This window comes from Halodesulfurarchaeum sp. (assembly GCF_036626455.1).
Classification (GTDB): domain Archaea; phylum Halobacteriota; class Halobacteria; order Halobacteriales; family Halobacteriaceae; genus Halodesulfurarchaeum.
In genome coordinates this window covers 1-11,753 of the sequence record NZ_JAZKRK010000047.1, presented here as the reverse complement: position 1 = coordinate 11,753, position 11,753 = coordinate 1, and the positions used below count along the sequence as shown (strand labels likewise).

Genomic DNA, 11,753 nt, shown 5'->3' with positions numbered 1-11,753 from the left:
TCCCCGAGGGCGAACTCGACGCGTTTTTAGACGCGATTCAACCGGAGTGGACTCGACTTCCGAACGGTCGTATATTCAACGCGGCACAGGTGAACGATGTCGAGAGTACGGAGATGGTGCGCCAGGCGCTCGTTTCTGATGAACAAATACTGCCGTTCGTCTATCTCCGGCGAGATCGGCGGGGTCGAACCGCCTCGTTCGCAGAGTATGTCGATATTCTCTACGATCAGGGCCACATTGATAGCGCCCATGTTGGTGGAGCCAACACGCGTGCCTTCGCTGAGAATACCGAGCTCCCGGTCACCCGACACGACAAGGGAAGCGACGCCGAGACTGTGCTGAACGATCTTCTCGCAGAGGGTGAGCCTGTCGTCACCATGGGAAACACCGTCGATGAGTTTATGCGGGAGTTTGCGGAGGTTGTACGCGCTCAAGAACAGGAAGCCAACAAATCTATCAAACCGAAATAGAACTCTATTACCCTTCTCAGCAGCTGAGTTGCCTCTTATTGACTGAACGGATTGTGCCGGTCATAATAGTGTGCTGGATACACTGTTTTGCGATTCGGCTGAAACGTTTCTGAATCGAGTGCCGGTCATAATGGTGTGCTGTAAACACTCTTTTAGTTGGTCACACCAGCACTGACAGAAACGTAGCAGTTCATTTCGCTATTGCTGCATAGAAAGCGCTTATCTTGCAAATACAATCCGACTTGTTTGGTTGCTTTACTCCACTCAGCAGATATTGCGTTGATTCCCCTGGTCCATTTACCCCACTGACTATTTTGCAGTGGAACAACCTTTGACTGCATAATGAACCAGGGAAACGAAATTTCGATACTTCACGTAGATGATGAGCCGGATTTAGCTGAATTGACTGCAGAATTTCTGGAACGAGAAGACGACCGAATTTCAGGTTGAGATTGTGAAATTGTTGGGTGCCCAAGGAGTCTTATAGCTACATACCATACTGGAAAGTGATTATGTCCGAAACAAACGCCGAAGAGGAACAAATTGAGGAGCCAACCGAATGGTCTGACCTGGCAATGGGGCTTTATGAGAGGCTAACAGGCCGCGAGGCAGCGATCGTTTACGAGTTCGAGGACATGGAGATCCAAGTTCCCAGTAAAGTCGGTGAAGACGCAGAACACACTCCCTGGCAACTCGACGGAACTGTCAGTATCACGACTCGCGAGCGTGACTGAAACGCCGAAGCCAAGCGGGCCGCTGACGGTGAAGACGGACCTCGACTTGACGATTGGAAAAGCCCAGGTGGACGTACGATCAACCGGCGATCGGGTGTTCGTCGACTTTCCCTCGCTCCGGGCCCTTTCCAGAGCGAAGCGTGGCCTTTCCAGAACAAGAATCGAAGAGATATTCGTGCTGTTGACCAAGACTGATCTCACCATCGAAATTCGGGCTCGGGGTCGGACAGTCTTCGCGATTGGTCCAGACGCACCTGCCGGTCCGCTGTCTCGATGGTTGGGAATGAGCCCGGCTCAGGTTCGGGCCTTTGGCCTTGTCGCTGCTGTCGGTAGAGAGCTTGAAAGCGGGGTTCGAGTAATCCAGGACCTGCTCGGATAACAAACAAAATAACGACTTATAGTCTCAAGAAACCACCGACACTTCTCTATCAACTTCAGCACAAATCGGGTCAGCCAGACCAAGAATTTGTCACAAAATTCTTGGATTGGGTAAGCACTCTCCTTGGCTGAAATCCACTGCTGGGAAGGGAACTGGATTGGGGCTGAGCATCGTCGAAAAGGTGGCACCCGCCCACGGCTGGTTCGTTCACGTGACTGATGGCTCTGACGGTGGCGCCCGATTCGAGATTGCTGGCGTTGAGTTCACTGCTGAATAGAGGCTCTGAGTCTTGCAGACCATTTTAGATAGTGGACTGGTAGTGCCCAGTGATCATGATTAATACAACGCACATACCATGCACAGGTAATTGTTTAGATCATGGTTGTCGAATCGGTTAATACAGAAAGAAGATAGACCAGCGAAACGAGAGGGTACAATTAATAAACTCGTGCTGAACTCTGGACGCGTATGTCGCAAACCGGGGAGATTAACGCATGAGATTCGTCTGCAACGGTAGAGAGGCGATGTACGAATGACGCGGATGTGGGGAATCGATCCACAGCTGCTCTGTGACCAGCATCTGCTTGGCGAACACACCGAAATGCACCAGGCGGTCGGGACGCTTCGGAACCATCCACATGGTGAGGCGATCGTCCGTGGGCATGCCGAGCGACAGCAACTCGATACATCGAAGCTCCAGGCCCGACACGATGACCTGGCGGACGAACTCGAACGCAGGGGAATGACCCACGACTCGCCAATGAACTACGAAGATACCCACGAGTTGGGCAGCATCAACCCGGAACGCAACCGCACGGACCTTCAAAACCGGTGTGAGGATTGCCAAAACCGAATCGAAACCACAGAAACGGACTCTACTAACAGCTGATTCGTCAGTCGCCCGGGATTGCTGAAATGATAGAGAGACGAGCGCATACCTCCGTCTTCAGACAGAGGTCGAGCGGTAGGCCCGTTCGGGCAGGCACCGTTGGGTCCCAGCAGATTGCCCACCACAGACGGTTTGCTGTGGCCCCACATACCATGATATGCTACGGATTCGGTGAGATGCCGGCCCTAAACCACGAGGAGCAGTGAACCAGTGGTGGTTCTCCCGGCGATGACACGGAATCCGAGGGGGTGGTTCGAGAGAGCAAAGTTCTCTCGTCATCACGAAAGGCTGTCAGCGCCTTTCGAACGACTTCATTGAGCGGGCCACAGCCCTAACCAGGGGAGAAAACGAGAGTTTCGCCGGGATGTTCCCGATTCCCCCTGAGTGCGGGTTGGAACCTTGAACGACAAGCCTGGCGGAAATCCCATGGTTGATTTCCACGTCCTTCAGGTCTTGGAGGAAGTCAATCACCCCATGGATTCAACCCCTGCGTTTTGACAGCTCTCAGGCAGGTCCTCGTAGGCCGTGCAAGATACAGGGCGCGTTTCTTTCACAGAAGGTTCAGGTCGCGAAGATCGAATCGGTCAAAATTTGGTGACTTATATACTGAAGATAAGTTCGACGATGACGCTGAAAGTGCGTGTGTCGATCAACGACTATAGACTGGTTGCTCCAATTTCCACTCGTCTGAAAGCACTCCGAGTTTGTCGTCAGTCCCACCACTGGTGATAAGCCCGACATGGTACAACTGGGCCTTGTACTGGAAGTGGACTCCGGATTTGTATACCGCCGGATCGTCCAGCATTGACTCGTCGATCTCACCCCCAGGTGTGAGTACCTCCTCACGACGATTTCGTGAGAAAAACACTTCGACGGTTAGTGGCGGATTGATATCAGCTGCAGTTTTCGCTACCTGCGCTATGGAGGCCGTTTTGATTCCGCCCTGATGCAGCTTCTCCAGCGCATCGACAACCAATTGTGTCGGCCGATATCGGATAGCCACGCCTCTGGCAATCTGCGCCCAGCGAGGGGCTAGTTCAGTGAATCTTGTCGATCGGCCAGTCCAGCTGTTGAACTGTTCGAGTGCCTTTTCGAGACTCCCATGTTGCTCTCTGGCGAATCGTGCCACTTCCTCACCGAGATACGTAAGATCTTCACCACGAGGTGTATCGTCCACGAGATTCAGCAATATTGCACCGTGACGGCCCTGGCGAACGGCATTTATCACATACTTCGAGTAGAGTTTTTCCGTATCACCACTGGCCGCCAGGGAAAGGACGTACCCGAGGTAGTTCTTCGGATGGTTGACTGGGAAACTCCCCTCAGTTAGCCGGTGGGTTGAGGCCTGAAACCTGATTGCGTCGACAGTGGTCGAGAAGTCGCCAGCCCCTGTGACACGAGCTGGTTCGACGATCGTGGCTTTTTGGGGCGATTCGACACCGATAATACCGACATTCAGCTCCCGTGCAAGCGCGCGTTCGCGATCATTCACACTCTCAATCGGGGCGGCGACAAATCCGAGGTTGACTTCCGCTAAATGCCCATGGGCCTGGTTAATTCCCCGAGCGACGTTTGCTTCGCTTGGATCTGAATTGTGGCCTTTGGCTTCGATAACGGTCACCGGGTTGGTCGCAGCGTTCTCGTTCAAGACTTCGGTAGCAGGCATGCCGATACCCAGGAGATCTGGCTCACCTCCTGCAAGGTGGATTGTGTTGAACGGACTGAGTCGCTCTCGGATTTCCGCTGGTATTTCCCACCCACCCCAGGTGCGCTGCGTGAATTGGGTTTCGGTGACGGTATACTGCTCTGAAGCTGTATTCTGGCCGGGATAGAGCGTCTCCTTCGCGGCCGCGAGAACCGCCGGTTCGGCGAGGGTGGCGGTCATTGCGTAACCACTTTCGTTGGAAATGCCTTAAATCGAGCCACGGATTCACCTGGAAAGCGAGTTGGCCCACCGGAAACGGATCAATTCAATCGAACTTACCCTAACGAAGGTTTTCCGCTATTTCCGCTTCTACCTCTTTCAGTCGATCAGGTCCGTAAAAACGCGTCTTCTCCTCGCCTTTGTCGACAAAATACAGAACCAATTTTACCGATCGGTTTCGATCGCTTTGTGCCAAGGCAGCCGCATACGCATTCATTTGAGGCCAGTAATTCTCTGCCAACTCCTCGATTGAGCGGGCTGTCGTGTCATTGGTTTTGTAATCGATCACATGGAATGTGTCGCTGGTGACGATTAGATGGTCGATGTCGCCAACGATCCGACCCTCGGGAAACCGAGCCGCGACCGACAGTTCGTCGTGGATACTGCTGATCTCAAGGTTCGATTCGTAGTCATTGAGGTAATTGATGACATGATCGGCATGGGATTGGATCCGATCGACATCAGGATTCGTCAACTCCTCCCCATTCCGTCGAGCAACATCCTCGGCGAAGTGGGTCCACTGTGATTCCTCCAGCCGTGTTTCCGCAATCCGGTGAATGATTGTCCCATGAGTTGTCGCCGAAAGCCCCGGTTGTTCAGATCGGTCTGGGTGTCTTTCACCCTCGAGGTACTCCTCTAGACCACCAGTAAGCGACCCCGCGTATTCCGTCGCCGTTAGAACTTTTTCCCGAGTCTGTGATGGGGGCGACGGCAGATCGAGTTCTAACGACGGGGCTGTAGTTGCCTGACTCCGTTGCCATGTGTCGACTGATGGAACAGGGCGTCGAATATGGTATTCACACCCGCCCAGAGTCTTTTTGACGGCATTGTTAGTGGACAACTCCTCCGGCGTGTTCTCATCCAAAAGTGCTGGTTGCACCCAATCCCGCCAGCAATTTGCCTCCGCTGGGTCTTGGGGGTCGGCTAACTCGTATCCGTCATCTCCACTTTCGAATTCAGTAATGCCGCTTAGAATGAGGTGATCGCGTGTCCGCGTGGCCGCAACATACAGAAGGCGCTTGAGTTCGGCGCGTTCATGTTGGCGGACCTGGCTTCGAACGACTCGTCGGGCCAAGGTTTGCTCATCGGCGAAGGCGTCCTCGGGTGTGGGTGATTTCAAGCCAATTACCGGTTCCGTCCCGCCGTCAGCGCCTCCCTCGATTTCGTCAAAGAGAACCGTTCCATTCTCGTCGATATCCGTTCCGAAATTGAACTCGGTGCCGAGTTCTGGCACGACGACGATCGGGAATTCGAGCCCCTTGGCCGAATGAATTGTCCGCACCTGAACCCCGTCAACGTCTTCTGGAATCGTAGCCTCGTCAGCGTGGGTTTCGATATCCTGCCGTAATTCCAGTCTCGACCGCAATTCGGCCAGCGTTTTGACTCCAGCTTCCTCCCAGCGTCTGACCTGCTCACGGAATCGGTTCACATTGACGACCGCTTTCCGTGGTCGCTCGTCTCCTGCAATGCTTGCCATAAATCCTGTCTGGTCAATAATTCGGGAAATGAGGCTTCCCCAGGGTATCACACTTTCAGCTGTAACGTCTGCATGGACGCCTGCGAGGCGCCGCCAGTGTTGCAGCAATTCGTAGGCTTCAGCCAGCTCATCACCTGCTTCTGCCCTTGTCCCGATGGCTCCCAAGGCTTCCCAGAGATTCTCTTCAGACTGTTTCAGCTGAGCAAGATCATTATCGGCAAACCCGAACAAAGGTGACCGTAAGACGCCATACAACGCAATTTCATCTCGCGGGTTCTCCAGCACCCGCAGCAAGTTTAGCAGCGCTTGGATTTCTGGCGACTCGTAATAGCCCGTCCCACTCACGACAGTATACGGAATATCGAACTCATCAAGCGCCCGCTCGTAGGACTTCAGTCTCGTTCTCGACCGAAGCAGAATAGTGACGTCTTCCGGTATCGCTTCCCGGATTTCCTCGGTTTCTTCGTCGAAGACCCGTGGCGGGTCGGCAAAGAGATGAGTCAGGCGAGAAGCTACCGCATATGCCTCCCGATCCCCAGTTTCGGTGAACTCTGGTGTGGTTTCCAGGTAATCCTGGGCGTGGAGTTCTTCTTTACCTTCGGCCGGAACAGCGAGGTATTCACACTGCCCAGTAACGTCCATCCCTTCCTTCCGGTTGGCCGACAGGGCCTGTGGTCGAGCTTCAAACGGCTTATATACCGCCTCAAGACCGTCGAACAGGCGATCGCCATCGAACAGATCATTACAGAACGATAGCGTCTCCTCGATGGTCCGGAAATTCCCACTGAGGTCTCGACTTGTCGTTGCGTCATCCGGATTAGCAGCTGCCAATTCCTTTCTCGCCGTTTCGAACGAAGTGACGTCCGCGCCACGGAACCGGTAGATGCTCTGTTTTTCATCACCGACCAGAAACACGTTTTGCGCATCGAATTCTTCCGGATCTTCGCTCGTCAGCAATTTCACCAGCTCCCACTGTCGAGGGTCGGTATCCTGCACTTCGTCGACCATCACATACGCAAATTGGTCGCGGAGGTGGTGTCGGATTTCGGGCGTTGACTGGAGAAAGTCGATCGTCGTTTCCACGAGATCATCGTAGTCAAGCGCATTCTGTTGGTCCTTGGCGTTCTCGTATTCCGTGCGCACCTCATCATAGACTCGCACAAGAGCGAGAACGTAATGGGCGCTTGTCTGGTCCGCGTTTACGCCGAATTCGAGGGATTCCGGGTCAATTACGTCGAAAAGTGTCTCGATCGCGGATTCGAGTCGCTGTTGCTCGGATTCACGACCGGCATCTTCCCAGCGCCCTACTGAGCCCCTGTAGTTGAAAGCACGGCTATAACGCTCTCCGGCGTTTGTCGTCAAGTATTCACACAACTCGTCGAGAAGCCGTTGGCGCTGACGGGTGGTCGACTGACTACTCAGCGGCTGATACTCCTCGAGGAGTTGGATGACCGTCGCGATTGTGTCGGCGCCGTCATCATCTGACACAGAGATATCCTCCAAGACCCCGTCTTCTTCAAGCTCCTGGATCGTCTGAAAGGCCTCTCGGACACCGACGTGATCAAAAACACCCTCAGCAAACGATGGACTGATCGGATGAATGGACTCCCAGATATACTCCTGATACGTTTCCGGCGTCTTTCCCACCCATTTACTCGCCCATTCATCGCTTGTGGGTCGCTGTTGAATGAGGCTTGCCAGTATATCCTCCAACGTATCGCGATTCCAGAGTCTGGCCAAGCGACGTACATCCGAATTGTCCTGAGAAAGCTGCTCGTTGATTGTATCTCGAGTTACGTCCCTGGCTAAAACGGCCGCATCCGTCTGGTCGTAGACTTCGAATTCCGGCGTCACTGGCGCATCGACGATGTGCTCTCGAAGGAGGCGTGAACAGAACCCGTGGATCGTATGGATATACCCATCAACGAGATCGTCTTTGACCGTCCGCCAGCGTTCGTACTCGGATTGGCTGGCACTTGACAATCGGTCTTCGACCGCGCTCCTGATACGGTCCTGTAGTTCGTTTGCCGCATCGTTTGTGAAGGTGATTGTGACGATCTCTTCCGGGCCAATATCAGGTTCCGCTTCCAAAATCGACACATACCGCTCGGTCAGGACTGTTGTTTTGCCAGTCCCGGCTCCGGCAGTGATCGCAACGTTATACTCTCGCTCGAGTGATGCCGCCTGCTCTTCGGTGAGACAGAAATCACCAGTCGAAGCCTCGTGATCCTCCGGACACTCTTCCTCACCATCCCCACTCATTCAGCCTCACCTCCCAATTCGTCGAGAAGGGAATCGGATCTGGCCTCACGAGGGACGTATCCCGGTTTGACATCCTGGTCTCTGCCCTCGATGACCGCGTGCCGCTGGTGATATCGAACATCACAGATATCGGCGTAATCACAGTACCGGCAGTTTGCCGTTTTTTCATCCAATACTGTCGGCTCGAACGCTCCGCCCTCTATGGCTGTAACGATGTTTTCGACCCGTTGAGGCGTGACGGTATCGAGGAACCACGCGTACTCTTCGTCCGTCCCACCGCCATATCTTGACATGTAGTAGCGCAGTGTCCATTTGGGCTTGACATCGGTCGGTGGGTCCACAACGTAGAAGGCCGCATCAACCGGGGTAACGACCTCTTCGTTTTCGAAATGATTGTTGGCGGCGATCGCATACAGAGGCAACTGAAACTCGACGCCGTCGACCGTAATTCGAGGTGATCGAGTCCCGGTTTTGTAATCGTGGACGATTGCCTCAGGTGGATCTGCAGTTGGATCGATACTCACCCGGTCGATACGGCCGCCGATCTGGATTGTGCGCCCTTCCGGGAGACCCAATTCAAGGGTCGCATCCCTGTCATCGGAAAGCGTCATCGACACCTCGAACCACCCCGGCTGTTCTTCCCGCTGGAGTTCCGTATCGAGAAACCGAACAAGTAACCCCTGGGCGGATTCGTGAATGTCCTCGTCTCCGACGTGATAGTATTCGTTTTCGCCGGGCGTGGCTAATCCAGCGAACAGCGCCTGTACCCACCGGTCAAAGAACGCATCATCGAACGAGAGATTCTGAGACTCGAGTTCCTGTTCGCCAGCCTCCAGCATTCGGCGTTCGAGGTCGGCTCGATCGTACGTGGACAAATCAACGAGATCTCCAGTTTCTGTCTGCAATTCCGAATAAAAGGCTTCGAGAATATCATGCACGAGCGAGCCGAGATCTAGCGGGTCTGGCTCCAGTTTGTACTCCTCCGGCGCCTCGATCTCGAGCACCCGCTCCATGTAGTACTGGAAGCCACAGCGAGCAAACTGAGTGAGTTGTGTCGGGCTGTAGGGGGTTCGGTCAGCTTCCGAGTGAAGGTTAGCCACCAGAATGGACGCAATCTGGCCGTCATGTTCAGACCGGGCCGGATTCGCGCGATCCGTTGCGGTCCTGACTCCCTGTCGCATCCAATCGACCACTTCCGAATCGAATACATCCGCTTCGATCGCTGTCTCGACAGCCTCCTGCGCAGTTTGTGTAAAACTTCGCTGACTGATGGCTCGCTGAACGTCTTCTGTAGAGCCATTCCCTAATTCGTGGTCTCCCGACTCAATACCAGTCACTCGACTTAACTCGTCAAGCACTGGTGATTCCAGCATGGGTTCCTCCGTGACTGACGACTCCGGTGTGGTGATGTACACACTCTCGGAACTGGATAGCATCGTCGCGAACTGGTATCGAGCAACCGCCCGGTCCGATGCCGGCTCAATCCCTTTGAGTCCAGCTTCGAGAGTTTCGAAAAACCGAGGCCGCTCCGGATTCGGCGGGAAGTCTTGGGCGGTCATCCCGACGAGATACAGATGCTCATAGGACTGCATGAACGCATCCCGTGGCCCAACGACCTCCACCCCACCGCCTGATGGAGTTCGAGGTGGCGGGACCCGGATCTGATCGAGTTCTTCGCTGATACGTCCAAGGACGTCATCGATTCCGATCGATCGATCAACCCGGGCAATCGCATCCAATATCCGGCTAACACGGCGATAGGCCCGTGACTCCATCCGGGCGTCAAAATCGTCGGCCGACCCGAAACTGTCGACATTTGTTTCGAGATCCACGTGATCGAACAGGGAGCGGAGATTTGGGATTACATCTGTGCCGGCTGCTTCACTGACCTGGTTTGCCTTCCGCAATAACTCCTCGAGAGCGGTCCTGGAATCCGGATCGAGTTCCGACAACAGCTGCTCGTGGTCATCTACAGGGAGCCGCCGAGCCAAATCCGCAACTGCGGACTCATCTGCGCCTTCCAGCGAAACAGCAGGATTCGTCGCCAACTGCGCCAAAATAGCTGCCCCAGGCTCATCTTTGCAGATGGCGACGAGATTAAGCATCGCATCCCCAGCGTCTGTTTGATACAGTAGTTTGTTGGCAAAGGTGACCGGCTCGATTCCGTGTGCGTCGAAAATATCCTCGACATGCTCTCGGTAGGAGATGAGCCCGGGAATAACGACGAGAATATCCGAAGGAGTGGTCTCCTGGTTGCCGAGTCGGTTTTGGATAGATTTGGCCACCTGTCTCACTTCGCGGTCCGGCGTCGGCGCCTCAACCCAGCGCAATGTTTCAGAATCTGGCTCGGTGCGTCCATTAGGTGGTTTGTAAAGTCGCTCTGTGGTCTCTGTCAACGACGACGCGGAAGCCGTCGGCAAATATGAAATCACATCGGCGAGGTCAACGTAGACCCCAACCGCCTCCTCCGCCATTGCATCCGCACCGGCAATTTCGGTTGGATGATGTACCAGCGGCAAGAGAGCGATTACTTCGATTGAGACTGCTAATCGCTCGATCAACGCCTGCTGATTTGCAGAGAGCTCGTAGTAGCCCGACAGGACGACGACATCAGGGTCGCCAAGAAGTTCTCTTACCGATGTCTCGGTCGTTCGCAGGGCTCGATAGGCTTCACTCGGAGTGAACTCCTCGTCCGTCATCGTCCGTTCGCGGAGTTCATGAAACTCCGAATAAACGTGCTTCAGCACGCTTCCGGCTCGATCCGACAGCTCGCTATCTGCGACCAAATTCTCGATTCGATCGGGGGAATCGTTGCGCTCGCCTTCGAGAGTGGTGATGAGCTCAAGCATTTCATCCCGATGGCGGTGGGCATCGCCCAGGAGATCGTCGTCCAGAGACCGAAGGGCCTCATCAAGCAGCTGCCGGCGAGTCAAAGCAGCAAGCCTGGTTCGCGGACCAGTCAACGACTCGAAAGCGTTGCCGACTGCCCGGTCCAGGCTCTCAACCTGGAGGCGTAATGGATCGTATTCGGCTGCCCAGGCATCGGTGATGTTGTCGGCCTGATGGTCATTTGCTTCAAGCCAGAGCACACTCTCCGGCCGGTTACCAGCCGATGCGTTTGCCTTCGCAAAAGCCTCCCGCTGCAGGTCATCGTATGCCGGTCCAGAAATAAACTCGAGCGTCACGTTCCCAAGACCTGCTCTCCGAATCCGCATATAGTTTCCTCACACCCACCCGCGAATCGAAGGCCGAACGTGAGATCAGACCGTCGTTCGTCGCAGAAGCGGGCCTGACGGGAGTCCCGCGAACGGTGTGAGTGGGACGCTGTCAGAGAAGCGAGCGTTAGCGAGCGGATCTGACAGAATTTGAACCGAGTGGAGACGTGCACTCACTTCGTTCGCTTCGTCTCCCCGGGTTCAACACCGCTGCCGGTTTTCTGCTCCCTTCGGTCGCAGGAAAACACGGGCCTGACGGGATTTGAACCGGAAGGAAGACTCGCTCCCGCTGGTCGCTCCTCTTCCAGGATTCAAATCCCGCCGCCGTTCACACGCCTCACTGCCGGGCGGCGGTTCACGGGCCTGACGGGATTTGAACCCGCGGCAGCTTGGTTCGGAACCA

Annotated in this window: 6 protein-coding genes and 2 pseudogenes; 5 read left to right on the top strand and 3 right to left on the bottom strand. The window is 54.8% G+C overall.

Annotated elements, in window-relative coordinates; genetic code table 11:
* The 5 genes and pseudogenes from V5A26_RS10355 to V5A26_RS10340 form a co-directional block, all read left to right on the top strand.
* A pseudogene (locus tag V5A26_RS10355) lies at nucleotides 1-470 on the top strand (Mur ligase family CapB protein); the annotation flags it as partial.
* Nucleotides 471-982: 512 nt separating this feature from the next.
* A complete protein-coding gene (locus V5A26_RS10350; RefSeq protein WP_332322449.1) occupies nucleotides 983-1,204 on the top strand; it encodes a hypothetical protein in 222 nt (73 codons plus the stop codon).
* Entirely contained in the window at nucleotides 1,197-1,583 is a 387-nt protein-coding gene (locus tag V5A26_RS10345; RefSeq protein ID WP_332322448.1) for a hypothetical protein, read from the top strand. The genes V5A26_RS10350 and V5A26_RS10345 overlap by 8 nt, the downstream gene beginning before the upstream one ends.
* A gap of 133 nt (nucleotides 1,584-1,716) precedes the next feature.
* Nucleotides 1,717-1,860 (top strand): annotated as a pseudogene (locus tag V5A26_RS11430) (sensor histidine kinase); the annotation flags it as partial.
* Between the two features lie 255 nt (nucleotides 1,861-2,115).
* Nucleotides 2,116-2,472, top strand: a complete 357-nt coding sequence (locus V5A26_RS10340; protein WP_332322447.1) for a pyrimidine dimer DNA glycosylase/endonuclease V — start codon at nucleotides 2,116-2,118, stop codon at nucleotides 2,470-2,472.
* A gap of 649 nt (nucleotides 2,473-3,121) precedes the next feature.
* Here V5A26_RS10340 and V5A26_RS10335 read toward each other — a convergent pair.
* The 3 genes from V5A26_RS10335 to V5A26_RS10325 form a co-directional block, all read right to left on the bottom strand.
* Entirely contained in the window at nucleotides 3,122-4,357 is a 1,236-nt protein-coding gene (locus V5A26_RS10335) for a hypothetical protein (RefSeq protein WP_332322446.1), read from the bottom strand.
* A gap of 100 nt (nucleotides 4,358-4,457) precedes the next feature.
* Nucleotides 4,458-8,135, bottom strand: coding sequence for a UvrD-helicase domain-containing protein (locus V5A26_RS10330; protein WP_332322445.1), 3,678 nt, complete (start codon nucleotides 8,133-8,135; stop codon nucleotides 4,458-4,460).
* A complete protein-coding gene (locus tag V5A26_RS10325; RefSeq protein ID WP_332322444.1) occupies nucleotides 8,132-11,320 on the bottom strand; it encodes a PD-(D/E)XK nuclease family protein in 3,189 nt (1,062 codons plus the stop codon). Before V5A26_RS10325 ends, V5A26_RS10330 begins: the two co-directional genes overlap by 4 nt.
* Nucleotides 11,321-11,753: the final 433 nt, after the last annotated feature.

Bases quoted from the DNA above. Each gene is read 5' to 3' on its own strand.
- V5A26_RS10350 (WP_332322449.1), top strand. From the start codon at position 983: ATGTCCGAAACAAACGCCGAAGAGGAACAAATTGAGGAGCCAACCGAA.
- V5A26_RS10340 (WP_332322447.1), top strand. From the start codon at position 2,116: ATGACGCGGATGTGGGGAATCGATCCACAGCTGCTCTGTGACCAGCAT.
- V5A26_RS10335 (WP_332322446.1), bottom strand. From the start codon at position 4,357: ATGACCGCCACCCTCGCCGAACCGGCGGTTCTCGCGGCCGCGAAGGAG.
- V5A26_RS10330 (WP_332322445.1), bottom strand. From the start codon at position 8,135: ATGAGTGGGGATGGTGAGGAAGAGTGTCCGGAGGATCACGAGGCTTCG.